Genomic DNA, 24,973 nt, shown 5'->3' with positions numbered 1-24,973 from the left:
GTGCCGATATTCGCACAAAAGAACTTAAAGCTCTTTTTTGATATGAATCTGTATGCAATGAGGGGCTTACCTAGCTAATATCCAAAAACAAAGCTGCAGCAGCGAGTGACACGCCTTGTTTCATGAGAACCTCGTACTCACTGGAGTCAATTGACCTAGTGACCGTTGACGGCGTTTACGGTGATAAGTACCTTCAATATTTCTTCGAGCGGAATTGCGATCCACGATCAGAATGGATAATAACGCCGCTGGGATTTCCGCGCTTCCTCATCGCACCCCCAACACTGCTAGAGCACCCTCAAGAAGCAGCCCGACAACGGTGCAATAAAGGAGTGCTGTGGTGCAAATTCCACCACAGCACTCCTTTCTTTTGTTACTCGGCGTCCTACTTTTCTAGTTTTCGGAACGACGAGCCATCCGGACAGCTACACCAAATGCCACAGCGATGAGGGCGAAAACGATGAGCGGCATCGTCTCGGAGCCTGTCGCACTCAAATGATGTGCCTTGTCAGGAGCAGTCTTCGAGGTAAGACCTGGGGTTGGAGTTGGGACTGGCGTGGCCTCCGGATCGGCCTGTGGCTGACCTTGTTCAGGTGTTGGTGCGCCACCATCCGAACCATAAGATCCTTTGCCACCGTGGTCAGAATGCTCTGTGGCATCGTCTCCAGGCTCGCCCCCTGTTTCATCTCCACTAGGTTGGCTGGGCTGGTCATCACCCAACTGACCCGGCTCTCCACTGGGCTGGCTGGGCTGGTTGTCGCTTTGGTCATCACCCGATAGATTCTGACTCGGCTCTCCACTGGGCTGGCTGGGTTGGTTGTCGCTTTGACCATCACCCGATAGATTCTGACCCGGTTCACCCTCACCTGGTTGCTGACCACCCGGCTGTTCCTTACTCGGTTGTTCCTTACCCGGCTGCTCTCCCCCAGGCCGCTCTCCGCCCGGTTCAACATCGCCAGGCTCAGCAACACCTGGGGTATTTCCACCCGGTTCAACATCGCCAGGCTCAGCAACACCTGGGGTATTTCCACCCGATTCATCTCCAGGAGCATTCGATTCAGCAACCACGGTGTACACGCGCTTTGTCTTACCGACGTTGCCGGCACTATCGCGCACCTCGTATGTCACCTCGTAGGTTCCTGCCTTGGCAGTATCAACGCTTCCGTGAACAATAATCTTGAGATCTTCTCCAGAGTTATCGGTAGCTGTGACACCGTCGAGCAGGTTTGGCAGCGGTGCGCCTTGAGCAATTTTCACGCTCGTCGGCTCTGCGCTCATCACAGGCACCGTGGTGTCGATAATCCGGTAGGTGCGCTTCACCGTCGTCTGATTTCCGGCCTTATCCGTGACGGTATAGGTGATCGTGAATGTACCCGCCTTGGCAGTCGAAACTTCGCTCACTCCAGCCACGGCAATGTTAGCGATCGGCCCGTCAACGTTGTCCTTTGCACTGACGCCCTTGAGGAAATCAGCGTGTCCAATCGGGGCGCCGACCTGCACTTCTACGTCCTTCGGTTCAACAGTGAGTACCGGCGCCACCTTGTCTTTCACAATGTATGTGCGTGTCTTGGGCTGCGAGGTATTACCTGCTTTGTCTTTCGCCGTGTAGGTGACGGTGAAAGTCCCTTGCGTATCCGCCGTCTTACCCTGCGTGAAGACGGCGGGCTGATCCACAACCGCCGTGATTGCGTCTGCTGCAAGATCCCCATCGACGCCGTCCTTTGCACTCACGCCCTCGAGCAGGTTCGGCACAACGCCACCAAGCGGAACCTCGATCTTCTCTGGAGCAACCGTCACGATGGGCTGCTCGACGTCGGAGATAACGTACTTTCGTACCACCGGCTCGGAGACGTTGCCGGCTTTGTCGGTCGCTTTGTAGGTGACGGTGACGATGCCAGGCTTGTTTGCGACGAAAGAGTCCCCGTCAATGGTTGCGACTCCGTTGGGGGCCTCGATTGCGAACTTGATGCTCTTAAGCGGCAGATCGCCGTCGATGGCGTCCTTCGCACTCACGCCCGTGAGCACAGACGATACCTTCTCACCGACCGATAGATTGACATTCACCGGATCGATGCTCACCACTGGCGCTACGCGATCAAGGACACGGTAGGTGCGCGATACCGAGTCGGAAATGTTTCCGGCCGGATCAATGGCCTTGTAGAGCACCTTGTACTCGCCCACCTTTGACGTATCCACAACTCCGTCATGTTGGATGATGAGCGTGTCAGCTGCATCGGCCGCATCGGTAGCGGTGACTCCGGTCATGACGTCAGGCTCGCTGGCACCGAGTTCGAGGTCCACTACAGCTGGGGTAACATGAACGACGGGAATGGTGTTGTCAGCGAGGGCTTCAAACACGGCAACCGTACGCGGCGGAACCGTCACCTTGCCTTCCTTCGGTTCAAAAGCCGATTTCTTCACGACATCGTCGGTTCCATTCTGCTGGATCTTTGACAAGGTGAAGTTGATGCCCTTGAGAGCATTGATCGACTTAGTTTGTTCCGACTTCGTAGCATTGAAGACGACAAGGATATCGTTGCGCTCGGGGTCAATGTCGCCACCGACTAAGGATCTGTGGTTGAGTGGTTGCTTCGGATCGGTGATTCGCATCATCAGCAGACCAGGAGCTGCGAACGATCCGGCGTCAGGGAAGGTGACGCGATCCTTGATGAGCGCCGCTGATCCGAGAGTGAACAGCGGGCTGGATTTACGCAGGCGGAGGAGGTCGAGTGCCTGACGAGAGGCACTTTCCATGTCGGCCTTCTTCGGGGTGAGGTTGGTATTTCTCAACAGCGCAGCCATCTTTGTCCACTGTTGTTCCTCCGGCTTATCCTTCGGGTTGTTATCCCACTCAGGAGGAAGTCCGATTCCGAAGTTGTTTGTCTCCAAGCTCCAATCGATCTTGTTGAAGTGATCGCCAGAGTTGTAGGAATTGCGATCCAGCGACTTTGATCGCAGAATATCCGTTCCAGCGTGCCAGAACATCGGGGACTGTCCGAGTGCCACGGTGGCAAGAGACAGCGTATTCATTCGCACGCGGTCCGCCATCGAGGTGTTCTCTGGCAGCGCCCATGCGTTGAAATCGTAGAGCGTTTCATTGTCATGAGCGTCCACGTAGTTCACGGATTCGTACGGCTCCGCCGCGTATCCCATGCCATTCATCTGACTACCGGAGCGCCAAGTTCCGTCGAAATTGTAGAAAGCGTAGTCGGCAAGGTTTCCAGCCAGACCGAGACGGATCATATCTGCTTTGTCTTGGAGTGCCTTCTCAGCGCCGTTTCCAGCATTCGCTCCGTCTTTTCCATTCGGATCCGACCATAGTCCATTTCCGAAGCCTTGGAGATACTTGTTATTTCCGTGACCGTGTACGCCGTCGCGCAGGTGATCGTTGAAAGAACCGATGCCCGTTCCACGGAGCTTACCTTGGCTGGCCTGGACGAATCGGGCATTGTCCTTCACCGAACCGAAATTCCAGCCCTCCCCGTACAGGTACATCTTCTGGCCGTTGACGCCGTCGTTGGCCATCGTCAGCTTGTTGAGCGCGGAACGAATCTTCTCCATATTCACTCGCGAATGGAAGCCCATGAGGTCGAAGCGGAAACCGTCAACTTTGTAGGTCTTCGCCCAGGTGACGAGCGAATCGATCATGAGGTCTTCCATCATGGCGTGCTCAGTTGCTACCTCGGCACAGCACGGAGTGTTCATGGTGTTGCCTTCGAGATCGAGGCGGTGGTAGTAGCCCGGCACGATCTTCTCGAACACTGACTTCTCGTCCTGCGCAGCTGCGTAGGTGTGGTTGAACACCTGGTCGAGGATGACCTGATAGCCGGCTTGATGCAGGCCCGCAACCATCTCACGGTATTCCTTGGTTCGTGCGCCGCCGTACTGGTTGCCGTTGGTGGCGTAGGAACCTTCGGGAGTTGTGTAGTGGTAGGGGTCGTAGCCCCAGTTGAAACCATCTTTATCTTTGACTTCGCCGACGGCCTTCTGCTGTTCGGCATGATCGCGGCCAGCATCTTTGGGGATCGCCGGAATCTTCTGTTCTGTGCGAAGTTCTGGAATCGAGCCGATGTCATTGGTTGGCAGGAGGTGAATCGTATTCATTCCCGCTTCCGAGAGCTTCTTGAGATGCTTCATGCCATCCGAATGAGGGCGCGTAAATGCCTTGTAGGTTCCGCGCTCACCATCGGGAACCGTTTTATCCGCGATCGAGAAATCACGCACATGCAGCTCATAGATCGCGTGCTCGGAGAAGTTCTTCAGTACCGGTGGTGTGCCCGGCCAGCCAGCCGGCGCCCACTTCGGATCGTTGAGGTTTGCGATCACCGAATGGGTGGAGTTGACCGAGAGCGCAGTGGAATTCGGGTCAGTCACCGATTGTGTGACAACCTTTCCGGCCTTGTCCTTCTGATTGTCATCTTTGAGATTAACGGCAATCGTTGGAACGTAAACCTTCACGTTATACCTGTACGGACGGTCAATCCAAGATTCATCTCCCGTGATCGTCCACGAGCCATCCTCCTCTCGATGCATCGGCAGGGTCTTCGTCGGCTCTCCGCTTACTACGCCACGTGCATCCGGTGCATTGAAAAGTTGCAGCTCGACGTTTTGTGCGGTCGGTGCCCACAGTGCGAGAGTCGGGGTTGTTCCACCCTTTTCGAAAGAGACACCCATTTGACGCTTAGATGCTTGCTCTGCATAGAGCACATCGAGGATTCGCGGAATCTGAACACCGGCCGAGTACTGCGGCACACCATTCAAGGTCGAATAGACGATGCGCACTTCACCCTTGAGAATTTCCTCAATGTTTGCAATTTTCTCCTTGGGTTCAAGGGCGACGTAGGAGCGCAGCTGCGGATCCTGCTTGCGAAGCGCTTGGCTCAGTCCGCTTGCTTTCTTCTGCAGTGGAACCGTGTAATCTGCTCCGGTTACCTTGCCGCCTTCAACCTTGAGCTTGCCGTCCGTGGAACTGTAAAGCGTCCAGGAGCCGTCATTTCCGAGGGCCGACGGCCACGCGAAAGTTTCGCGATCAAGCCAGTGAGCCTGGTACTTCATATCCGATGTTGGATCCTCATCTGTAACCCAAAGTCTCTTCTCGCTAGGCTTGAGATGAAAAACAGTCAGGCGGTCCGTTTTAACTTCAAATCCACAATTACCACCATTACACCCGATCTCTCCAGTGCCCCATTTCAGATTCTCGGTAGCTTTCACCTGAATGGAGCCAGCGGGAATGTCGAGCGTAGAGAATGTATATTCGCCATCTCCATCAGGATCACTCATGAGCGTTTTTAAACATGCGGGATCCCAATTTCCTTCTTTCTCTCCGGTGCATCCCAATTGTTTTCCAAAGTCTCCCGGAAGAGTGTAGGCAGGATGCTGAGATGTATTGAAGAACTCGTGAGTTTCCGGGTTGTAGTAAAAGGTCACCGGAGTCTTTGAATAAATTTTGTACTCGGCATTGTTCCCGTCAGGTACACCAGAACGGGCACCATTCATGCCATAGTTTTCGTTCCAGGTACCGTCTTTGGCGATCTTGTACGTGTAGGTTCCGGGTTCAAGAGTAAAGGTACCGGTATACCAACCAGAGTCTTTCTCTTTTTCGAGAACCAACTTGTCACAGGCCGGATCCCAGTCGTTTTCGCAGCCAAGAGCCTTGCCATGATCTCCTGGAATGGTGACCTTTCCCAGCATTGAATTTTTCTTCGCGGTGTTAATTTCACGCTGGTCGATATTCACCGAAGCATACTGAACATCGGTAACGGTATGACCAGCTGCGTCTTTCGACACCGCCCGGTATTCCACAAGCGCGCCGGCCGGCAGCCCCTGCACATCATGAAAAACACGCGGGTGGGCACCAGAGGTATCAACTCCGAGCGGCTTCCAGTCGGTATCGCCCATCCTTCGCCAGGAGAAGGAGGTTTCCGCCCAGGTATTCTCAGCGAGAGTTGCACTTACTCCCGCCAAAGCAAACTGGACGTTGGGCTGGCCGTCGAGCGTCGTCGTCGTGGAACGAACCGCGCCACCCTTTTGTACATCAAGAGTGATCGTCTGCTGCTTGGGCGTCGCTACGGTCTTATCTGCCTTGTAAACGACCGCACCGAACGCAGGCACATTCACCGTAAAGGTGCCGTCTGCACCTGACTGACGGTCGTCCTTCTTTTCACCAAGCAGGCCGGTGTAATGTGCGCCGGGCGTGAGGGTTTTGAAGGTGGCCGATTTTTCAGATTCCGTATTGTTAACAGCCACGACATATTCAGTGTGATCAGAGCGGTCCACGCGAGCGAAAGCGTAGATACCGGGGCCGCCGCCCTCTTGCTTGTAAAGCTCGATCTGTTCGCCGTTCTTTAAGCCCTTGTTTTCGCGACGCAACTTCGAAACTTCAGAAATCTTCTGATAAATCTTCGCGTTGGTATCGTAATGATCGACACTACCGACCTTGCCGCCAGTGAGCAGATCCTGATCGGTATATTCGCCAACTTGAGAGGCGAATAGCGACTGGCGAGCGTGCTTGTCATCGCCTTTCTGCGTACCGTCCTTTTCCTTGCCGACGCCGACGAAGCCCTGCTCGTCGCCGTAGTACACAACCGGTTGCCCTCGCGTAAGAAACATCAGTTGGTGGCCGAGGATCGAACGTTCCAGGCGCTTATCGAGGCCCATACCCAGGAGGTATCCGATGCGGCCCATATCGTGGTTACCGAGGAAGGTGGGCTGGTCGTTCGCAGACGACGTCGGGGTAGTGTACATGTCGTCGGCAGCGAAGAGGCCGGAAAGCGAGTCAGTCTTGCCGCCCTTGAGGAAGTCGAGTGCCGAAGACTGGAAAGCGAAGTCGAGTGTGCCGCCCATATGGGTGTTACGCGAATACGGGGCCAGGTCACGCGCGTCGGTGTTGTAGACCTCGCCGAACATGAAGAAGTCCTTATTCGCCTGACGGCCAGTCTTTTGGACGGCTTCGGTCCACTGCTTCCAGAAGTCGAAGTTCACATGCTTGACGGTGTCGATTCGGAAGCCGTCGATTCCGGTACGCGCCCATGTGTTGTAGATATCGGTCATCGCTTTGACGACGCGCGGATCTTCGGTCATCAGATCATCGAGGCCAAAGAAATCGCCGAGGGTAAAGGATTCGTCCTTACCCTCAAATTTTCCATCGCCACGGTTGTGGTAGAGGGAAGTGTCCATCAAAGATTCAGGCTTCACAGCCCCGATTCGCTTTGGCTCATAGGGGAAGGACTTCGGGTCGATACCCGGGAATTTACCTGATGTTGGTTTGAGTAGATCGACTGGGTTGCCCTCCTTATCCTTGTATGGCACACGCAAGGTGTCGATGTACTGTGGTTTGTCAGAGAGCTTGATCAGATCGGCTGTGTGGTTAATGATGATGTCAAAGTAGACCTTGAGGTTCTTTTCGTGAGCTTCCCTAATGAGTTGCTTAAGTTCCTCGTTGCTGCCCAAATGCGGGTCAATTCTTGTAAAGTCCGTCGTCCAATAGCCGTGGTAACCGGCGGAAGCATCGTCGCCCGAACCCTGAACGGGCTGGTTAACGAACGACGGAGTCATCCAGATCGCCGTCGCGCCGAGGTTCTTGATGTAGTCAAGTTTTTGGCGAAGACCGGCAATGTCACCACCATGATAAAAACCGATTCGCTTCGGGTCGAAGCCGGATTTCATCGGATCAGAGCCATAGTGGCCATCATCATTGGCCTTGTTGCCATTCGCGAAACGATCGGTGATGACGAAATAGAAGGACTCGTTGGAGCCGTTACGCACGGGCGCGGGCACACCGGTCTCACCGACGTCGGGCTTTTTGTACTCGGGCAAACGGATTCCGATGTGCCCAGAGAAAGAGTCGTACTGGAAGACCACTTTCATGGGTTTCTGGATCGAAAGTGCCATGTTATTTTCGCCCTCGTTGGAGCGCCACTGAGCGTCGGCCTTGATCTTGTACTTCCAATCACCAGCCGGGATATTGAGTTCCTTTTCGTAGATGCCTGGCCACTGCGCTAGAGGTGCCATCTCCGTAGCATCACAGGAGGTAGCCCACTTCTCACATTTGTCAGCCGTAACATCTGGCAGGAAATCACCCGTCACAATCACCGAAATCGGCGCCGCCGCATATGCGGGAATTTGGGTCAACATACCGAAAACGAGAGCGATTGTTCCCGTCAGTACTGCAAAAATTTTCAGTGGTTTAAGTATGCGCAAATTGTTGGCATGATGCACCATATTTTCCTACCTCAATCCTCCCGACTCCGGCGTCGAAAGGTTCTACTCGCTTCATCAACATTGACTTTTAACGAGGGAGACAGCCAGCGTGGATAAGTAGGCGCGCGTGTCCCCAAGTACACCGTCAGCGTAACACGACAAGTGAGACAACGTAAACAATTTCAGAAATCTTGCATGGGTTGATGTTGAAAGTATTACAGGGCGCAACCATGAATAAAAACGCCCGCGAATCTCTCAATAATCTCTTTGTCACTTGTTGTTTTCTTAAAGAGGTCAGAGTTTTCTCTCCCAAGATTTTCTTGAAAAGAAACAGTCCGCTATCGCCATTGATGTCGATGGGTGCATCCGGTCAAAAATCCACAAATTGCAGATCAATACCCGCTTGATACAGCCAGAGGAACCGCCGACAAATACACGCAATTATTGTGATGTACTTTCATGTTGCCGATATGCTCCCTGACTCGGCAAGAACCGCACATCCTCTCATCTTCGTTCTCTCCGTTTCCCAACGTCTCATGCGTCACATCAGGATCTGTGAATCACACATCTTCACTCGGTTCGTTCGATAATTATTCTTATGTTTTTAACAACTGATATTTCTCGACGTCATTACAAAGTTGCCGCGCTTGTCGGCCTGATCGGCGGAATCGTGTCCGCAATCGTCAAGTTCGGCTGGGAGGTTCCACTCCCTCCCCGTACTCCGGAGCGCAACGCCACCAACCCACCACAATCATTCCTCGAGCTCCTTGGTATGTCCGACCAGACTACCCATGCTTCCTACACCTTCAATGGCAACGAGGGGTTGCCTTGGATGTCTTTCCTCATCCACTTCGGCTTCGCAATTTTCTTCGCCGTTCTCTACTGTCTGATCGCCGAAGTTTATCCAGGTATCAAGCTCTGGCAGGGTGTAGCTTTTGGCATCGTCATTTGGGTAGTTTTCCACGTTGTTCTCATGCCTCTGATGGGCGTTGTTCCGGCACCTTGGAACCAGCCGTGGCAAGAGCACCTCTCTGAAATCCCTGGCCATGCCATCTGGCTATGGGTCATTGAGATCATCCGCCGCGATCTACGCAATCGCATCACCGGAGAACCTGATCCGGAAGTCGCGATCCCAACCAAAACAAGAATTTCGCCTAGAAACTGATCAGAAGCAAATCGATGAGCTTGATCAGGGCATGAAAGAGATGAAGGTGCTACTTCTTCAGGAGTAGCACCTTCATCTCTTGCTACGAAGCAGGAAATGAAGATGATGCTTGAGTCTGATTAACGGGTAGCTAAGCCGGAGCATTCGAGGATGAAACATTTCGGTTTTGTTCCGTTTGGGTGGATGGGGAAATCTGGATTAGCCGCATGAAGTTTGATTAAGGTACGAAGGATCATGTGTGGTTTGTCTTGTTGAGAGCCGCGCTCTTGCCGAGGGAGTGTCTATGAATACTGCTTGTGAGACGGCGGCACCTGAAATTGGAGTGTCGTGGCATACACCCCAGTAGTGGGTCCAACAGCTCGTCGTTCGGGTACGCTCCAACGGGGTAAGGAAGATGCGGCGTGTGCTGCACGCCAGGGCATTGTTATTGGTCGTGAGTAAACAGCTCGGTCCATGCGCATCGCCGGTTTGTCCGGCAAGAGCAAAGGTGGAGCACCTGTCACCACTCGTCAGCCAAAAGGCCTGAATCTGTGCCTAGACCTGGGCAACCGTGAATTCACAGCCCCTGGCCCCCAATCAGTTGTGGGTAGCTGACATCACCTACGTGCGCACCCGTAAAGGGGGCGTGTATGCGCTTTCGTCACTGACGTGTATAGTCCGCGAATCGCGGGGTGGCGCTGTCTGATTCGATGCGCACTGAAGCGCTGACACTGTCAGCAGTGAACCAGGCGATTGTGTGTGCCAAGGAAATAATAGGTCTGATTCACCATTCAAACCACGGCTCACAGTATGTGAGCATTGTTTGTCACGAGGGGCTGGCTGAGCACGGTATCGCCTCATTAACCGGCAGCGTTGGCGATTCCTATGATTATCAGTATTGAACTGCTCCCCATTAGTTGGACTGAGAAATCAGACACTAACTAATGGGGAGCAGTTCAGCAGTGATGGCTGGGGCTCATCCCCGCCTGCGCGGGGAGCATGTGGCTCATGTCCACTCCGCCATGAGATCGGGGTTGAGTGATATTGCGCGTCCGAGCGCGGCGATATAGAAGCCGCGTGGCCTGTCCGGGTAGTCGGCTCTTGAGCGTGAAAGCGAGATGATGCCCTCATCTTCAGCCATGGAGATTGCGAGGCGGAGGTTTTCGCGGTCAAGCCGGTCAAGTGCCTCGATGATTCCTTGGGGGACTTTTGAGCGGCCTGATTCCCAGTATTGGACTGAGCGTAGTGTCACGCCGAGAATGTGGGCGAGTTCTTCGAATGACAGGCCGAGATTGTGGCGCACGGCAGCAAATTCAAGAGCGCTCATGCTCATAGTTTTTCTCCTTTCAATAGTGAGAGCCCCACACCATGGGCTCATCCCCGCCTGCGCGGGGAGCATCCTCGATGGCACTAGTGCGACTATCGTGGCCGGGGCTCATCCCCGCCTGCGCGGGGAGCATCGTGACTTTGATCTTGTCCTTGCCCGTAATCAGGGCTCATCCCCACCTGCGCGGGGAGCATGTCTCGCAGTGCGGCGACAGCAGCTTCAATTCCGGCTCATCCCCGCCTGCGCGGGGAGCATAAATTGGTGCAATTTACTACCACGTTAAATACGGGCTCATCCCCGCCTGCGCGGGGAGCATGCGCTTGGTCTTGACTCGGGCGAAATCGGCGTGGGCTCATCCCCGCCTGCGCGGGGAGCATGGTTTCGCCAGCGATCTCGGCCACCATTTCTTGGGCTCATCCCCGCCTGCGCGGGGAGCATACTTTTTGAAGATCAACTGAAGCCTTGAGCTGGGGCTCATCCCCGCCTGCGCGGGGAGCATTACAAAAACGCGTCAACAACATGATTGACCTAGGGCTCATCCCCGCCTGCGCGGGGAGCATTTGGAACGCTCGTCGCGACGCGTTCAGCCGCACCGGCTCATCCCCGCCTGCGCGGGGAGCATCCTTTACTCACCTTCGCGGCTTTCTGCAACGCCGGCTCATCCCCGCCTGCGCGGGGAGCATCCGCTAATCAGCATGACAAGAACTTCACGAACGGGCTCATCCCCGCCTGCGCGGGGAGCATTGGCAGGACGGTAAATGGGCGATGACCGCCATGGGCTCATCCCCGCCTGCGCGGGGAGCATCCGAAAACGAACGCGGGTTTTCGTGTGCAGCCGGGCTCATCCCCGCCTGCGCGGGGAGCATAGGTGTGAGCTGTATTCGCACGATTTCTGAATCGGCTCATCCCCGCCTGCGCGGGGAGCATGCTGCAGGAATGGCGCGCTCACTGTTTGGCTGGGGCTCATCCCCGCCTGCGCGGGGAGCATCTCGCGCGCCGCGCGCCCGTACGGACGGGATTAGGCTCATCCCCGCCTGCGCGGGGAGCATTCACACTCGAAATCGGGCGCGGCGATCAGACGCGGCTCATCCCCGCCTGCGCGGGGAGCATTCGGCGTCGGGCTTACGCTCGCGCAAGCCTATGGGCTCATCCCCGCCTGCGCGGGGAGCATGCGCACTTTTACAATCCGATGGGGCCGGCCCCGGGCTCATCCCCGCCTGCGCGGGGAGCATCAAATAAGGAGAGGAGGTGTGAATGCTGAACTTGGCTCATCCCCGCCTGCGCGGGGAGCATATGTGTGGAAGTCGATCCTTGGCCCGGCGACCGGGCTCATCCCCGCCTGCGCGGGGAGCATCTAAAGAGTGGTAGCCAATACCCCGCTCAGAAGGGCTCATCCCCGCCTGCGCGGGGAGCATACTTGCTGACCAGCATTTCTACCGTCAACACTTGGATTATACATCCAACTAACTTCGGCCTTTCCGGAGATAACCCCTCCGGCACTTGACGAACCGATTCTCACGCCAATCGCACGTCATCCTCAAATCTTGAGCTGTCAACAACTTGCCCAAACAGTTCAGTCATTATCGATATCTTTTGCGCTGATGCCTCACGCTCGACCACCCCGTTCTTCGCAAGCTACTCTGAGTTTTCTGCCCTCGATCTGGCCGAATCATTAAGGTCAAACCATCGAAGTCTGCAGGTTCCCAATCGTGTCGATGGGTTCGGAACGTCATTCCCTGCTCGTTGTCCGCAGAGCAGACCATGATTGCTCTCCCGTCTCTGCATAGTACGACGGTGCGGTCCCAAATTTGCTCCCTTATCCGCGCGCTTGGAGCCCCCACAAAAACTCCTGGTGCAATTTCCATTAACCATTTAGTGAGATCGCCCCGCAAGCCTGCAGGTACCGCAGTCACGACGAGAACCAACATCGCTTCAACCTCGCAATCCCCAATTGATACCGGCAGGAGCTACTTGCAGATCACTCCAGAGGAAAAGATCAGCATCAACGTAGGCGTCTTCTTCCGCGGTCTCCATAACCTCTTGGATATCGCGGACCATCCGTTGCATTAGCCGTGCAGAAACCACCTTGTCTCGGATACGTTTGCGAACACTTAGTTCGTCACCTTCCACGCTCTCTGCAACTGCTTCAAAGGCAGCAGGAATAGAGATCTCTGCCTTGTAGAGATCGGCGATATCGTAGACGAATGCACGATCGGTACCCGAGTGAATAATCCCGAGCGCGGGAATGAAACCAAGCCCGACGATTACTGCATGGGCAATTCCATACAATGCCGCAGCCCCTTCAGTTAAGGCTCGATTGATCGGATCGCCCGATTCGAAATCGTTCGGATCATAAGACCTACGCGTCCATTGAACCCCTGTACGTTGAGCCTCAACAGCGTAGATTGTCTTCATGCGTGCGCCTTCTCTGCCCCGAAGTTGCGCCATGGTTAGATGCTCAACATCTTCATTGGGAAATCGCTTGGCATACATTCGCCGCGCACACCTTAGTCGCGAACGCTGATTCGACCACACTTTCGCGTGTGCCTCAGCAAATTTTGCTGTTTTTGCAGCGGGCCGACCATGGGCATAGTAACGAACTCCTTTCTCTCCAACCCACACCGTCGATGCGCCGGCGTCACCCAGAAGGGCCATCGCCGCATACGTCACCTTTGTTCCGGGCCCTATAAGCAGGACGGCGATCTGGGCTGCCGGAACGTAGGCTATTCCACGCGAGTCCTGAATTGTCAGCGCATTCCCCTCCCTGTTGATCACCGCTCGTTCGACATAAAGAAAAGAGAGTCTGTTCTCCATCCTTGTCAACAAGAGCCGATCTAGAGGCGCACTACTCGGATTCCCCGACATGCCTACACATGGCCTCGCGCTAGTGTGAGCAAGCCGCATCCATACCCCTTGGCTCGTCCCACCCCATTAACTAGGCCATGCCGTAGCTTATCCGGGTCAACAACCTTTAAACTTCCGGCAAACCGCGCAGTCACCAGGTGTACACGATCCCGCGCAGTCCCGTCTGCCCTCATCTTGGTGAAGTTGAGAGTCTTGCGTTCCGCAACTTGGAAAGTGGGCTGTTCCGCAGGGCCAAAATCGACACCAAGCAATTCAGCCTTTCCAAGCAGCCATTTCATCTGCTCCGGGATGCTGAGATGCGCGACAACTCTGCCACGCCTATCTTGGCCTCGATTGATCGCCTTCGTTGGATTAGCTACAAGCTCGAAGTTCCATTCTTGTCCCTCTTGAATACGCGCAAGCAACCGATCGTAGTCAGCAGTCTCCTGCGGTCGGACTTCCCAACCGGCTTCTTCGACTATATGCGCTGCCGTGGGCATTTCTGGACCAACAATATACAACGTGTGTTGATGCCCACGCTGATCAAGACGCCACAGAATGCGCTCATTGTTGACAACAACGTCGCTCGGAAAGCTTGACTGTACCGCAGCATGTAGAGCCTGCGGATTAGTCAGATATTTCCGTCCTTGCCGGCGCGCCGGATTGAGTTGGACTCGAGTAAAGGTCGTCATTAGGAAATCACCTCATCGAAGAACGGATCGCTGTTAGCACTTTCACCGTTCTGTATAACTTTCGACCCCGCAAAGACCACAGTTCGCCAGTCATACTCCCGACGCCGCTGCGCAAAAGAAACGGGAACGTCCTGTCTCGCAACACCGATTTCACCCGGTTTGCCGTCACGGTAAATTGGCAGTTCTACCTGGCGGGTAGATTCTTTCTTGTGGGCAGCTGTTGCATACCAGACGTCGTGATCAAGCAGGGCATCCACTACCGGCTTATCGATAATTCCGAGGTCAAGTCGAGCTGGTGCTGGACATGATCGACGACCAAGGAATAACGGATATGCCGGTTCGCGCAGGGCGTGTTGAACCCCTTCCAGCTCACCCCGATCTTCGCTTCCAATAGCAGCCACAAATGCCGCATCTGCCAAGAAATACCGAGTCACCAATGTGGCTGGATCTTTCGGATTTTTCTGCCATGGCTGAGCCGTTTGGTAGTCCCGCAATAGGGTTCCCGGTTGATCTACTCGCACCGCGAAATCGAGCCGAACGAGGTCATCGATCGGAGCGGTTCGTTCCCGACCAAGCGCGGAAGCTAATAGACCAATCACGCCAGATTTGCTCGGCGTGGAACCTGTTGCTCGAGTCCTGTATCTGGACTCGTCTCCCCACGATTGCAAAGGGCCTTTGAGTAATAAAAGTAGAGAATATTGCATTCGCTATTCCACCTTAGCTGAGGCAAGCACTTCGCTAACCTTCTGAGACATTTCTGGGAACGTGACGTTTTCTGCTAGTCCGGAGAACGCCTCGTCTAATCCACTTGTTGCAAGAACATATGCAGCGAGTGGTTTCATGCCATACACTTCCTCGATGTCGCGAGCTTCTTGAGCAAGGGCTTCAACAGCGGCTTGACGACGTGTGGAATCTTCCCGCTCTACGGGATCTTCGAAGGCATTGACGAGCGATATCGATCTTGTGTTCCGGACTGCAACGTAAACGAATTCAGGAAGGGTGTTGTTCGCAAAGGTGTTCTGCTTTCCAGTGGGCATCGATTCAATAAACGCCTTAATGAAAAGAACTGCCGCGTCCCGCGCCATGTCCGCATTTCCAAGATTTACAGCAAGGCCCTCAACATTGATCGTCGCAAAGCGGTACAGCGTTGACGACATCATCTGAGTAGTACCAATCATCCCCGCACCGGCTTCCTCAGCGTCTTCGAGAACGTCGTCAACAGCTGTGAAGTAGTCAAACTCGGGTTCTGACTCGTGGACGCCGATAGCATGCGCAACCTGCACCGAGGCGTCAACATTGAAGGCGGGTACATCGGCCAACATTCGGCCAAACATCGCCATATCAATAGAGTGCTCGGTATCAAGAATCTCCACAGCCTCCGCTTTCGCGATTTTTCCACCGTCAGCGTCAACGATTGCCTGAGCTGCTCGTTCAATCTGATGTGGACTCAAGAAGAGGAGCGCAGCAGTTGTCGGATAGGGAGACTTCTGCTCGGACTCCTCGTTATCTTTTGACACTTTGGGTTCATCTAGCTTGATGCCCTGTTTACCGGGTGCCTTAAAGAGATTCCGCACCCCACCGACAGCCCTTTCCACATCAAATTCGGGCGAAAGCTCCATGACCTTTTTAGCGATAACCTCCGGAAGATTCCGAGAACGCAACCCAACAGCTTCCTGACCTATTTCGCTCTCGAAATAGTGCCTAATCGCCCGCTTCCAGGACTGAGATGAAACTCGCTGGCGTGGAACCCCACCGAAAATAGCAGATTTGGGCGCCCCGGTATCGTCACGGTTAATGAGGCTCGGTGGCACCGTCTGCAGTGCGTGAATATCAATCACGAGTGTCATAATTTTCTCCTAAACGTTGTTGATTAATCGGATTATTTCTGCTCGGATGTCGGTGCTAGCAAATAGCATCCGCGAACAAAGTCTCTTCCCCAGCGAAGTTGGACGCCCGCTCGCTTCTTTGGGTTTGCCAACGAGCGAAGATCCGTAGCAAGCCGACCGTAATCGAAGCCAAGATCCTGAGCCCGCATCAGGGTAATGAGCGAACGGATGTGGATAAGGCGTGCCCGTTCGTTTCCAGCAAGCAACATAGCGTCGATGCGCGGCTTGATGGAATCTGAAGACCTCTCAAGCTTTCGATACAGTTTTCCGCACGCTTGCGCAAAACTCACATCTTTGAGATGAACCTCTTGCGAGGCCGACTGCATGTGAATTGCAAAGAGTGTCAGCGCAATATACGCCGCATACTCGGATGGCGAGGGTTCATCACTATAACCCGCAAGCTTCTCACTAAATTCGCCCCTCATGACAAAGAGTGCCTTCCCAAGAGCGAGGGGATTATTTGAAATATCGAGACTCGCGTAACGACGCAACTGCGCAAGGTCAGCACGAGCTCTGTGATGCTCCGGGGAGCTTGAGTCCGAAAGAAAATCACTCTGGAGCTTCTTGCACGTCACGTCAACCGCATATTGTAGATGGTTTTTCTGAGCTCCTACGTTGGCACCATCACTCTGTGCTTGCATCATGACCCATTCTCCTTCATTTCATCCTGATGAGCTTTTCCCTTATATCTACTCGTTCGGGGAAGCTCCTTATCCAGAGCCCACTGCAGGCGCTGATAATAGTCGTAGGCAGAAACGACACGCGCTTTCGAATCCTCCGATTGACCAAGAACCCGGCCAACCAAAGCTCGCGGACCCGCACCACGCAAAGCAATCTTCGCCTGGACATTGATCACGTCGCGCACAGTCGTCTGCCAACTGACCATTCGTGTGTCAACGTTTTCGCTAGGATTACACGCCTGCTCCGCGGTAAGTTCGGCAAGTTTCCGAAGCCACGTATTGAATCGAGGTTCGAGCTCAGCAAGTACTCGATCTGTAGCTGCGGCCCCAAACTCGTAGTCACGTCAACTATGCTTGAGCGACTCCACTTCCCCGCGCGGCGGGGTTTCGATTAAGCCATAGCATCTCGTACTCCAACACGATATGTCACGTCACAATTCCTTCTCCGCAGCCCTCTCTGTGGACGACGCCGCTTGTTCATCAGTGACAACGAGGCCCACTTCCTGGTCGTAACTCAGATGGAACCTTCCCACATGCGCCTTACCGAATCGATCAAACCGAAGAGCAACTTGTCCACGGAGCAGAGCTGAGTTCGACCACTCCGCCGGCGTCTGTGACTCAAGCTCACTGATCACCACGTCAAAATCTTTATCTCGTTTCGTCATCCGAACCGGGAGCCTGAGTGAGCTTCCAGCAAGATTCCTGGCCTGTCGATAGGTAGGTTCTGCACCTTGAAGAATTTCGGATCCACTCTCATCGTCTCCAAATGCACGATAACCGTAATCGGTATCCTGTACGGCAATAACCTCGACACTGAACTCGGTGTCGCGCACCTGAGCTGAGCCTGCTCGTTCACCACCGGAGCCATGAGAATCATCGTGGAGAATATTGAATAGATCCTGCAACTCCCCTGCTCCTACCAATTCAGGAAAAAGAAAAGTATTGGCTCTCCCTACCGAATTTTCTCTCTCCTCCGCATCCTTGCTTACGGCTGCGTCCCATCTGTCCTGCCAGCCCGCAGGTATGTGTGGCTCGGCATCATAAACTTTGCGTACCAGCTCCGGCACATCCGACGGCCGGCCGACAACCTCCGGCAAATGAGCCATAGTTGACAGCAAAATCGCTTCGCCGTAGATGAATTCCGTTCCCGCATCAAATCTCGGAACATCACTCCCGTCATCAATTCCGCGAACAAAAATCATCGGTTTCCCAAGCCTCACGGGGCGGTCATCCAAGGGACGTGCATGGCGATGAATACGGCCAGCACGCTGAATAATCAGATCTATCGGAGCAATATCAGTAATCAGCACGTCGGCATCGATATCAAGACTCTGTTCGGCCACCTGGGTGGCCACGATAATCTGACGCCACGGCCTGCCCGCTCCCCGCCGAGAACGCGGACCAAGCCGTTCTCGTAATGCGCCTTCCTTCGCGCTCCTATCGGAAGCAATAAAAGCAGCGTGGTGCAATTCAACCTCGCCGGGGAAAATAGCGGAGAGTTCTCGATACGCCTCTTGCGCTCGTCGAATCGTGTTGCATATGACGAGCGCAATCCCGCCGTCACCGAGAAGCTCACCAAGCTTTTGACGAAGCACGCCCAGCTCATCATTAATCCGATGGACGGCGATCTGCGCATCGTCAGGCCGGGGCGGAACCGGAATTGCTCTCACTCCATTCGCATCAACCACACTCACAAGCGGGTATGAGCTAACGTCCAAACCTTCCACAGCGGCTCCCGCTCCGCTTATGATGGCTGAGCCGTAGGCTTCCGCCAGCTTCTTTCGTTGGGCAGGCGGCAAAGTCGCGGACATCAAAATCACGTTCATGCCATAGCGAGCGCACCACTCCAAGACCCGGTAGAGATATTGAGACATGTAGGCGTCATAAGCATGGACTTCATCTATGAGGATCACCTTGCCAGCCAATGCCGTGTGGCGCAGCATCGAGAAGCGCACCTTGAGAGCCATCATGAGTACTTGATCGACTGTGCCCACAACGAAATCAGAAAGCAAACCTGTACGGGAACCTGATAACCACTGGTTCGCAACCAGTCCTCCTATGTTTTCTTCATTGTCAGAGCCGCGAGTTAACGACGTCGCATCTCTTTTCCTTGTACCAAACCGTAGTCGCTGGAACTGTTCGGATAACCGATTCTTAGAATGCGCAAGATAAATGGAAGCCACACTGCCGCCCTGCGAGCTATGCTTCGCCCACTCCACAACGCGCTCAAAAAGTCCATTCGCAGTCGCCATGGTAGGAGCTGCGACATATACACCCTGCGCGCCTGACTTTTGCCCAAGGACGTGGGCCGCAGCCAAACCAGCCTCGGTTTTGCCTTCACCCGTTGGAGCTTCAATGATCATCAACATTGGCCCCTGAGCTGATTGAGCGGCCTCAACTGTGGCTTTTTGAATCGGTCGCACCTGTACCGATCCATCCCATTCGAAAGTGCGATTGAAAAACTCTTGCACATCTGCGGTCGGATCAACTGGCGTCCAGGGCGAGGGAAGATCAATGAACGCCATTCCCTCTACTACTCGCTCAGGCTGCGGCGCGATCACGTCGTATGGAAAAGCATTCTCGTTCGAAGCTATCCAATCCGCCATAATCAGTAGCCCTGTCATGAGCTGAAGAGCACCCGCTACTGGTCTCTTTTTGAGCTTCCCAAACGCTTCACTGACACCGGTCAGATCCGCCATCGACTCGATAAATTCTACGGCGACGTCGTCAAAACGGCACTCACGTCCCTCGAGTTCTTTAAGCCGTCTCACGAACAAAACAGGGTCTGACGTGAATCCATGATGTGCATCCACAACTGAGATCAGAGAGGACGCAATCTTCTTCTTGACACCATTAGCTAATAGCCATTTTCTCAAGAACACCGCAGAAGCTAACCCGTGGGGAAACTTTTTATCCGGGCCCTCTCCTCGCGGCCAGTCGAGCGGAAGCCCCACATCTTCGATCGGGCGAAGCAGATAATACGAATCTGGACGCTTCTCAACTAGACGTTGAAAAGAGACGGACGCCTTTCCCACGTCGTGAATACCTGCATAGAAAATATAAAGTTGCCGCACTTCCTGCTCGTCAAGCTTCCACACCGTAGCGAGCGTTCGCTTCAACGAATCTGACATCCAATTTTCCCACAACCATTCCGCCACGCAGGCTGCATCGATGAGATGTTGCGCAAGCCGAAGGTAGGCATCCTCGCACCCAGACTTTGCCCACAAAGCATGGGCTTGTGGGCTTAAGCTATTGAACCATGTGTCTGCGCGGTATGCGATATCCACGGGATACCTCCACAATGCCGGAAAACTTACTCTCCAGCATGATTCTAGCCTCCGAAAAAATTTCTCATACCTTAAATCAACGCCGCACCGAAAATCACCGAGCCCCTCATGGCTACGTTCTGTTCTCAAGCCCGTCGGCAGCGGTATTCTTTGTACTCGGAACCGCAGTAAACGGGCGTGCAGACTGGACAAACAAGCGTGGTCAGAGACTCAACGAGATCAAAGCCGGGTTTGCTGATGAGATGCGCTAGACCTGCCCGGCGGGCCAGAGTAATACTCTTCGAAAAATTTCCCTCAACACCGGCGGCCACCTCCAGCGCGTGAACACCAGCACATCACCCTTTTTCGACATCCATTCGCGATAGCACTGGCACAGAATTGGTAGAATTCCAGAGTAAAAACCTGCCCATAGATGAGCAGGCAACACTCAGCGGGCACCACCGGCAGTGGCAAACGAAAACGTATACCGCCGTCGTCGAACCGGCTGACAACCAAAGGAGCGCACGTGGCAGTTGAACCAACAGGTGAAATCCAGGACTTCGCGCCCGAGGAGCTGTTCTTCTCGGCAACGAATACGAAGGGCGTGATCCAGCTAGCGAACGACGTCTTCCGCAGGCTCTCGCGTTACCCCGCTGAAGAGCTTGAAGGCGCGCCGCACAACATCATCCGCCACCCGGACATGCCCGGTGCAATTTTCCGCATGATGTGGGATGCGATCGAAGCCGGTCGCCCGTTCGCCGGATACGTGCTTAACCTCGCGGCCGACGGCTCCGAATACGACGTGTTCGCCACCATCACCCCGCTCCCCGACGGCTCAGGCTACCTCTCGGTGCGTTCCAAGCCTGAACGTGATGATCTCTACGCGGCCGTGATCGAGTTGTACTCAAAGGTTCGTGCCGCCGAACGCGAGTGGATCGCCACCGGCATTAACCGCCGCGAAGCCGCTGAGCGCGGCGTTGAGCTTGTCGAAAAGTTCGTACGCGACCTCGGCTACGCCTCCTACAGCGAGCTTCAAAACGAACTGCTGCCTGCCGAAGTCGCCGCTCGCGAAACTGCCACCGTCACTTTCCCCACGCGCGAGGGTACTTCGCAACTCCACGAAATGCTTAGCCAGGTCAGTGCCGAGTACGCGGTGCTTGACGCCTCAATGACGCAGCAGGACGAGTTGGCTCGCATGTCGATGCGGCTGGGTGAAGTTGTGCGCGACGTGCGCGCCGACCTCGCGCAGGTGAAGTCCGTTGCCGATCGTTTCCGTTCTGCAGCAGACATCCCCGCAGACGGCGAGGCGCAGGCTCCGGCCGAAGCCGCTATGGATACACTCCTCGTGTGGAATCAGATGCAAGATGTGACCGGGCGTTACTTGGAAGGTTTGATCGAACAGTTCTCCCAGCTTGATGAGCAGATTGCTGGAGCACGTTTCCATATTGCGATGTCGCGTATGCATTCAAACACTGCCGGCTTCTTTCTCTCCGAGCTGATCGACACGGGATATGACGCAAAAATCGGCATCCCGGGCGAAGCAGCCGGATTTGCGACTCGGACATTCGCCGAGGCAGAGGGCGATGTCCCTGAGACCGAAGAACAAAAGGCCGTGCGTGAACGCCTTGAATCACTCGAGATGCTCTCCCAGGTTCTCACAGAAGACGTTGAAGTACTGCGTCGCGATTCGGCAAAGTACCACGCACTCGCCGACTCAGTGGCCGCCTATCTTGAGGAAGTGCGCGTGGCCGTGTCCGTACCGCGACAGCTCCTCCAACTGTGGCAACTCTCAGCACGACGCTCTGGCATGGGTGCTGAAGGACGAGATTTGGCCGATGTGGTCGAGGCTGCGGTGGAGCACGCTGGCGCTTCGCTGGCACGTTTCGAGACCTTCAGCCACGAACTCACCCGCCGCTCGCGCGGAGTGGACTTCGAAGAGCTCGCACAGATCGTGCTTCAGATTCACGCCAAAGTGTTGATGATGGAAGCAGCATAGTTGCCGGTTCCACTTCAGCCACAAGAAAATAAGTAAATGAATAGCATCCACATTTGTTGAAATGTGAACTATAATAAGTGAGGCATATTGTTCGACAGCCGCCCGGCTCTGTGGTCGGCTCAGCTCAACAGATAGGAAAACCATGAAACTCTCGACTCTCGTGAATTTCGCAGGCCGCGTTGCGCTCGCCGCACCCTTCATCATTCTCGGCTCAGAAGCCGCGCGTGAACCCGGTGCGCGCGTGAACGCAGTGAAAAAGGCACCCATTAAATTCGCGCAAGATCATGCCGACGAACTCGTTCGTTTCAACGGTGCAGCAATGGTCGCTGGTGGTCTCGGCGTCGCATCGGGGATTTTGCCGCACGCCGCAGCGCTCGGTCTCGTCGCTGCAACTGCACCCACTACTTTAGCTGGTCATGACTACTGGAATATCGACGACGAATCACAGCGTCCGAATCAGCGTATCCACTTCTGGAAAAACGTGGCAATGATTGGAGGCGCCTTAATCCTCGCCTCCCAGTACACGCGTAAATCGGCAAACAAGTAAAACATTTCAGCGTAGGTGCAGGTGTGGGGACTGGCGTTCGGCCAGTCCCCACACCTGCACCTGTCAGAGAACCCCGCTATCGCTGAGCAAAGCCCCTTATAGAGCACTCCGAGCAATCGATGCGGTGATGAAAAGGCACACCGCTAACCCAATTCCAAAGCTCCCCCAGAACTGTAGGTTCGCACCACGAGTAGCACGATCTAGAATCGTTCGCCGCATCGGAGCAACCGGTGCGTTATTCGACAGTTGACGTGGATGCCGGCGCAATTTCTCGATTAACGCCGCCTGTGCCGGTGTCATTTCCTCGATATCCGACAGCTCTCCCTGGCCAGCAAAGTCTTGCTTAAGCGCCAAAAGCGTGCCAATCTGGGGTTCTTCAACTCGCCTTTTGCCTATCTGACGCAACAAAATAATTGAGCGGAACGGCGCCCCACCCTCGGCGGGCACAGCCACCACCGGTACGAGAAGCCCGCGATTGCCGCCGCTAGTGACGTAGCGCAGCTCCTTCGACTCCGATGTGGCGAGCGTGCGGGCGACGACGGGGATGTCGTCGCGCACGCGGTTATCCTTCCACAACAGCCAAACTCCGCCCATGACCAGGAGCAAAACTAGCACCGGACACATCGCAAGGAACATCGTCGTCATCGTCAGCTCAGCGGAAAACAAAATAAAACCGAAGAGCGTGCCCGCCACAGCACCAACCAGCAACATCGTCACCACACGGCGGGCGACCTCCACCGGCCGGTTCGCATCGATCCCACCTTCCGACATCTTCCGCACCAGCGCAGTATGCGACGCCATTGCTCCTCCTTCTCCGGGCCGGTTTTCTTCCGACGCCGGATCTCCTTTTCCTCTGTGAATTCAGGCGGCCAGCGACGAATCACATTGCTAGCCGAACAACCTAAGTGTGCCAAATTTGGCACCAGCATGTCGGATTGCTCGCTTCCCCGGATCGGATCGAGCAGTTTATCGCGTTTGAATCGGCCCCTCCCGAGGCGCGGCGGGTGTCAGCGCGAGTGGATATGCTCCACGATGGCTTTCACCGCCACTCGACTCCAATGCCGAGCGCCGATTGTCGATTGACTCGGCCCGTGACCGACCAGGTGAATACGCGGATCACCAGACACATGCGTACCATCCATCGCCACACCTCCGTGGATCGTGCGTAGCTTCAATGGAGCTAGGTGTCGCAGTTCAGAACGAAATCCAGTCGCCCAGATGATGGCATCGAACCGCTCGAATTTTCCTGCTGACTTGTCCTGTACAGCGTCGCCGCTCTTTTGAACCGGATCCCACCATGCGCCGTCAACATCCAAGCGCGTGAACATTGGCTGACGTTTAAGTAACCCACGCTCGCCCATATCGCGAACCCACGCCACCTGCGGGATTCCTGTCGCCGCCACAATAGACTCCGGCAGATAACCGGCAGCTACACGCGCGTAGGCGCGCTCCTCGACGGCGTGCCCTTCGGCTGCTGTTAGGCTCCGACCAACCCGCGTGTCGTCATCGACGAAGCGCGGCTCGTGGCGCGTCACCCACCGGACTTTCTTCGCAACAGTTGCCACTTCAGCAATGTGCTCAAGCGCGGAAATTCCGCCGCCGACAACGAGCACACGCAAGCGCCAGAAGTCTTCCTTATCTCGGTAATTTGCAGTGTGATACTGCTTGCCGGCGAAGAGTTCGGCGCCGGGGTAGTACGGAATAAAGGGGCGGGTCCATGTGCCGGTGGCATTGATGATATAGCGGGTGAGCCAGCTACCCGAAGTCGTCACTACCCGCAGTCGGCTACTGACCTGTGCGACGGATTCGATGTCGGAGCTCAGCGCCATTTGCTCGGCACGCGAACCTGGCCGTGTGGCGATTTCACCACTTTCATCCTCGACTCGGAGTACGCGAACCGGACGAAAAATAGGCAGATCATACTTATCTTCGAACTGGGCAAAGTAGGCCGGCACGTAGATATTCGCGCGGGTAGTCGGGGAATAGTCGGGAGCATGGAGTCCAGGCAGATCGGCAATATGATTGACCGTCGCCATCGTGAGCGAATTCCATCGATGACTCCACGCACCTCCCGGCGTCGAATTAGCATCAAGAACCACGAAATTCGCAGACGCGGAGGTGTTCGCCCCCGGCTTTGTTGCGGTGCGAGTGTAGCCGACAAATCCACGTCGTTGCAGCTCTCGTGCAGCGGCAATACCCGCCTGTCCTGCGCCAATCACCACCACGTCAACGAGGTGGGCCGGATCTGGTTCCTGTGCTTGCTCCATGGAACAACGGTATCGCACGCTAAGCACAAAGATTCGGACAGATCTACGGCGCGCCGGAGATGATATTTTCCTCCCAGTGTTTTGTGTTCGGCACTGTTGGTTGCCCATCCGGCGTACGATAGCGA

16 protein-coding genes and 1 CRISPR repeat array are annotated in these 24,973 nt (G+C 55.0%); of the genes, 4 read left to right on the top strand and 12 right to left on the bottom strand.

All coding sequences use genetic code 11. The features are described 5' to 3' along the window. Positions 1-393: 393 nt before the first annotated feature. Entirely contained in the window at positions 394-8,220 is a 7,827-nt protein-coding gene (pulA, locus tag P7079_RS00410) for a pullulanase-type alpha-1,6-glucosidase (protein ID WP_278012873.1), read from the bottom strand. Between the two features lie 577 nt (positions 8,221-8,797). Between pulA and P7079_RS00405 the strand changes: the two genes are divergently transcribed. Together P7079_RS00405 and P7079_RS00400 are read left to right on the top strand one after the other, a co-directional pair. Beyond that, complete coding sequence (locus P7079_RS00405; RefSeq protein ID WP_278012872.1) at positions 8,798-9,364, top strand: YagU family protein; 567 nt, start codon at positions 8,798-8,800, stop codon at positions 9,362-9,364. A 671-nt stretch (positions 9,365-10,035) separates the two neighbouring features. After that, positions 10,036-10,245: a hypothetical protein gene (locus P7079_RS00400; protein ID WP_278012871.1), complete on the top strand. Its 210-nt coding sequence runs from the start codon at positions 10,036-10,038 to the stop codon at positions 10,243-10,245. Positions 10,246-10,349: 104 nt separating this feature from the next. Here the strand turns inward: P7079_RS00400 and P7079_RS00395 are convergent, their stop codons facing one another. The 9 genes from P7079_RS00395 to cas3 form a co-directional block, all read right to left on the bottom strand. After that, positions 10,350-10,676 carry a helix-turn-helix domain-containing protein gene (locus P7079_RS00395; RefSeq protein ID WP_278012870.1) on the bottom strand — a complete coding sequence of 109 codons (327 nt, stop codon included), beginning with the start codon at positions 10,674-10,676 and terminating at the stop codon, positions 10,350-10,352. A gap of 38 nt (positions 10,677-10,714) precedes the next feature. Continuing rightward, positions 10,715-12,085: direct repeats of the CRISPR family, unit length 28 nt; unit sequence GGCTCATCCCCGCCTGCGCGGGGAGCAT. A gap of 165 nt (positions 12,086-12,250) precedes the next feature. Then, positions 12,251-12,598 (bottom strand): type I-E CRISPR-associated endoribonuclease Cas2e, encoded by a 348-nt coding sequence (gene cas2e, locus P7079_RS00390; RefSeq protein WP_278012869.1) that lies wholly within the window; start codon positions 12,596-12,598, stop codon positions 12,251-12,253. A 4-nt stretch (positions 12,599-12,602) separates the two neighbouring features. After that, the gene (gene cas1e / locus P7079_RS00385) at positions 12,603-13,484 is read right to left on the bottom strand and encodes a type I-E CRISPR-associated endonuclease Cas1e (protein WP_278012868.1); all 882 of its coding nucleotides are present in this window, start codon (positions 13,482-13,484) and stop codon (positions 12,603-12,605) included. A gap of 53 nt (positions 13,485-13,537) precedes the next feature. Beyond that, the gene (gene cas6e, locus P7079_RS00380) at positions 13,538-14,206 is read right to left on the bottom strand and encodes a type I-E CRISPR-associated protein Cas6/Cse3/CasE (RefSeq protein WP_278012867.1); all 669 of its coding nucleotides are present in this window, start codon (positions 14,204-14,206) and stop codon (positions 13,538-13,540) included. Then, positions 14,206-14,910 carry a type I-E CRISPR-associated protein Cas5/CasD gene (gene cas5e, locus P7079_RS00375; RefSeq protein WP_278012866.1) on the bottom strand — a complete coding sequence of 235 codons (705 nt, stop codon included), beginning with the start codon at positions 14,908-14,910 and terminating at the stop codon, positions 14,206-14,208. The genes cas6e and cas5e overlap by 1 nt, the downstream gene beginning before the upstream one ends. Positions 14,911-14,913: 3 nt before the next feature. After that, positions 14,914-16,053: a type I-E CRISPR-associated protein Cas7/Cse4/CasC gene (cas7e, locus tag P7079_RS00370; protein WP_278012865.1), complete on the bottom strand. Its 1,140-nt coding sequence runs from the start codon at positions 16,051-16,053 to the stop codon at positions 14,914-14,916. Positions 16,054-16,085: 32 nt separating this feature from the next. Further along, positions 16,086-16,736: a type I-E CRISPR-associated protein Cse2/CasB gene (gene casB, locus P7079_RS00365; protein ID WP_278012864.1), complete on the bottom strand. Its 651-nt coding sequence runs from the start codon at positions 16,734-16,736 to the stop codon at positions 16,086-16,088. Beyond that, positions 16,733-16,978 (bottom strand): hypothetical protein, encoded by a 246-nt coding sequence (locus P7079_RS00360; RefSeq protein ID WP_278012863.1) that lies wholly within the window; start codon positions 16,976-16,978, stop codon positions 16,733-16,735. Before P7079_RS00360 ends, casB begins: the two co-directional genes overlap by 4 nt. A gap of 225 nt (positions 16,979-17,203) precedes the next feature. Then, the gene (gene cas3 / locus P7079_RS00355) at positions 17,204-20,059 is read right to left on the bottom strand and encodes a CRISPR-associated helicase Cas3' (RefSeq protein ID WP_278012862.1); all 2,856 of its coding nucleotides are present in this window, start codon (positions 20,057-20,059) and stop codon (positions 17,204-17,206) included. A 505-nt stretch (positions 20,060-20,564) separates the two neighbouring features. Here cas3 and P7079_RS00350 point away from each other — a divergent pair. After that, positions 20,565-22,034, top strand: a complete 1,470-nt coding sequence (locus P7079_RS00350) for a PAS domain-containing protein (protein ID WP_278012861.1) — start codon at positions 20,565-20,567, stop codon at positions 22,032-22,034. A gap of 142 nt (positions 22,035-22,176) precedes the next feature. Beyond that, the gene (locus P7079_RS00345; RefSeq protein ID WP_278012860.1) at positions 22,177-22,581 is read left to right on the top strand and encodes a DoxX family protein; all 405 of its coding nucleotides are present in this window, start codon (positions 22,177-22,179) and stop codon (positions 22,579-22,581) included. 96 nt (positions 22,582-22,677) lie between these two features. Here P7079_RS00345 and P7079_RS00340 read toward each other — a convergent pair whose 3' ends face one another. Then, the gene (locus P7079_RS00340) at positions 22,678-23,382 is read right to left on the bottom strand and encodes a hypothetical protein (RefSeq protein ID WP_278012859.1); all 705 of its coding nucleotides are present in this window, start codon (positions 23,380-23,382) and stop codon (positions 22,678-22,680) included. Positions 23,383-23,588: 206 nt separating this feature from the next. After that, the gene (locus P7079_RS00335; RefSeq protein WP_278012858.1) at positions 23,589-24,848 is read right to left on the bottom strand and encodes an NAD(P)-binding domain-containing protein; all 1,260 of its coding nucleotides are present in this window, start codon (positions 24,846-24,848) and stop codon (positions 23,589-23,591) included. Positions 24,849-24,973: the final 125 nt, after the last annotated feature.

Origin of the sequence: Arcanobacterium canis (assembly GCF_029625435.1) — a bacterium.
GTDB classification, from domain to species: domain Bacteria; phylum Actinomycetota; class Actinomycetes; order Actinomycetales; family Actinomycetaceae; genus Arcanobacterium; species Arcanobacterium canis.
The sequence above is the reverse complement of the archived record's forward strand: the minus strand, read 5'-3'. Positions and strand labels throughout refer to the sequence as shown.